Source organism: Bartonella sp. MM97QHHN, from assembly GCF_042194285.1.
Taxonomy (GTDB): domain Bacteria; phylum Pseudomonadota; class Alphaproteobacteria; order Rhizobiales; family Rhizobiaceae; genus Bartonella.
Genome location: NZ_JBHIMS010000088.1, coordinates 1 through 2706 on the forward strand (window position 1 = coordinate 1; position 2706 = coordinate 2706).

3 protein-coding genes are annotated in these 2706 nt (G+C 39.1%); all 3 read right to left on the reverse strand.

Translation table 11 applies throughout. The features are described from left to right. Positions 1-6 precede the first annotated feature (6 nt). On the reverse strand, positions 7-765 hold the full coding sequence (locus ACFIJW_RS07115; RefSeq protein WP_375633774.1) for a hypothetical protein: 759 nt from the start codon (positions 763-765) through the stop codon (positions 7-9). Positions 766-1050: 285 nt separating this feature from the next. Continuing rightward, the gene (locus ACFIJW_RS07120) at positions 1051-1221 is read right to left on the reverse strand and encodes a hypothetical protein (RefSeq protein WP_375633773.1); all 171 of its coding nucleotides are present in this window, start codon (positions 1219-1221) and stop codon (positions 1051-1053) included. Between the two features lie 839 nt (positions 1222-2060). Continuing rightward, the gene (locus ACFIJW_RS07125) at positions 2061-2387 is read right to left on the reverse strand and encodes a dATP/dGTP diphosphohydrolase domain-containing protein (protein ID WP_375610982.1); all 327 of its coding nucleotides are present in this window, start codon (positions 2385-2387) and stop codon (positions 2061-2063) included. Between the last annotated feature and the right edge of the window lie 319 nt (positions 2388-2706).

Consider the following 2706-nt stretch of genomic DNA (forward strand, 5'->3'; position numbering starts at 1 on the left):
GAAGCTCTAAAGCCATATTCCGCACTCCCAATAATAACGGAGTCGCTCCCATATTCTACGGTGCCAAGGTAGAGATGCCATGTATTGTTGTGGTGTTAACATAGACAATTTATAAGTCGTATTGGAAATGTAATTAAAGTTTGGAACTAGGTGATCACCACGTAATCTGCCGCCACCAAAAACAGCCCCTAAACCACTAATCCAACAATTACCTTCGTGACTGAGGTTCTCTTCACTCTCTACCCAGCCACCTAAATCACCTTTCTTTACTTTGCCAAAGCTTCTCAATGCTCGTATTCGGTGTAACTTGAAAGGACCGAGATCAACTGTATCGTCTGTAAGTTCGTATTTCTTTTTACTACTATTAACTAAATCACAACCACTAATAAAACCTGTATCAATCCATGCATCACCACACACACGGGCATTTTCACAAATTATTGCTGTACCGTATACATGTGCATTATCAAAAACTTTAGCATCAAAATAAACAATGGCATTGCCATAAACATGAGCGTTATCATAAACGTTGGCATTACCAAAAACCTTGGCTCGACCGTAAACCCTAGCACTACCATAAACCTTTGCATCGTCCCCAACCCAACAGTCTCCCTCATGACTTAAATTGCTTTCATTTTCAATAAAGCCACCTAAGTCACCTGCGTACACATCTCTAAAATTTCTTAAAGCACGTATACGGTGAAGCGTAACTCCATTAACTTCGATTGTTTCATCAGTAGATTCATACTTCTTTTTAAGTATCATATCTTCCACCTCTATCTCCTCACTTACCCTTCTTCTTACTCTTCTTATTCTTATGAAGCGGCGCTTTTACTGCTTCATCACGCTGTTTAAGCTCTTGTGTTAGTCTTTCAANCAGTCTCCCTCATGACTTAAATTGCTTTCATTTTCAATAAAGCCACCTAAGTCACCTGCGTACACATCTCTAAAATTTCTTAAAGCACGTATACGGTGAAGCGTAACTCCATTAACTTCGATTGTTTCATCAGTAGATTCATACTTCTTTTTAACTGTCATCTTATCCACTCCTCACTTACCCTTCTTCTTACTCTTCTTATTCTTATGAAGCGGCGCTTTTACTGCTTCATCACGCTGTTTAAGCTCTTGTGTTAGTCTTTGAATTTTCTCGTCACGTTCTTTAATCTCTTGCTTCAGTTGTTTAATTTCCTCGTCGTCGCGTTCTTCAATCTCTTGCTTCAATTCTTTAATTTCCTNCAACTTCCTCGTCGCGTTCTTTAATCTCTTGCTTCAGTTGTTTAATTTCCTCGTCGTCGCGTTCTTCAATCTCTTGCTTCAATTCTTTAATTTCCTCGTCGCGTGATTGAACATCTGCTTTTAGTGCCTGTATCTTTTCACTTTTCCGTTTAAACTCTTCTCGGTACGCATCTATCTTTTGTTTCAGTTCTTTAATTTCCTCGTCACGTTCTTCAATCTCTTGCTTCAGTTGTTTAATTTCTGCTTCAGACTTTCCTATATCCGCATCACATNGTAAAATCTTCTCGATACGCATCTATCTTTTGTTTTAGTTCTTTAATTTCCGTATCACGTGATTGAACATCTGCTTCGAGTGTCATTACAACTTCACTTACATTTCTGAACGCCTTTTCATGCTCTTCAGTCTTTTGTTTCAGTTGTTTAATTTCCTCGTCACGTTCTTCAATCTCTTGCTTCAGTTGTTTAATTTCTGCTTCAGACTTTCCTATATCCGCATCACATTCATAAATTATATTTCTATTCCCTAATATAAAATCAGTATTTACCTTTTTTACTCTTGCCATAAGATATTGAATCTCCTCTGAAAGAGCCTTAACCTGCGCGCGATAATACAAAGCAATACGNTTCATAAATTATATTTCTATTCCCTAATATAAAATCAGTATTTACCTTTTTTACTCTTGCCATAAGATATTGAATCTCCTCTGAAAGAGCCTTAACCTGCGCGCGATAATACAAAGCAATACGAAACATCACTCCGCTTAAGAGCAAAACTGAAACCACTGCTATCCATAAAATCTCATTCGAACTCATCTTTATCTCCTTTAATTTTTATGAGGGCGGTCATCATGACCAATCTGTTGTGCTTCGCATTCCATTAAAAAAAGAATGCAACAAGCCGCATGTGCCAAGTGTGATAAATCACTCTCAGCATCCTTATGCTCTCCACCAAACCATGCTAATAAATGACGTAAAGCAGCACCGTGTAACCTGCTCCAGTGCATGCCATTACGCCAATTGTTTGCTCCGTACTTCTTTGCCCCAAACTCTAAAACTTTACCAATTTCAAGCAGTGCCAACGGCGGTATAAGCTCTACACGAGGCTTACCATCATCATTCTTATGCGCTTCATTTGCATTATGTGAACACATATAAACTCTGTCGCCACCATATTCTTCAGTGCCGCAAACATATGCATTTCCATAAATCTTGGCCTTACCATAAACCACGGCATGACCGAACACCTTAGCAGCATCACAAACCTTGGCATAACCACAAACCTTGGCGTTGCCATAAACCTTGGCGCTGCCATAAACATGGATATTATCGTAAACGTAAGCATTACCAAAAACCGCAGCTTCATCACAAACCTTGGCATTGCCAAATACATGCGCATTACCACAAACCTTGGCGTTGCCATAAATCGCAGCTGCTAAAAGAACATTGGCATTCTCATAAACACGGGCATTG

Coding starts and splice junctions, on each gene's coding strand:
- ACFIJW_RS07115 (WP_375633774.1), bottom strand. CDS start 765: ATGATACTTAAAAAGAAGTATGAATCTACTGATGAAACAATCGAAGTT.
- ACFIJW_RS07125 (WP_375610982.1), bottom strand. CDS start 2,387: ATGTGTTCACATAATGCAAATGAAGCGCATAAGAATGATGATGGTAAG.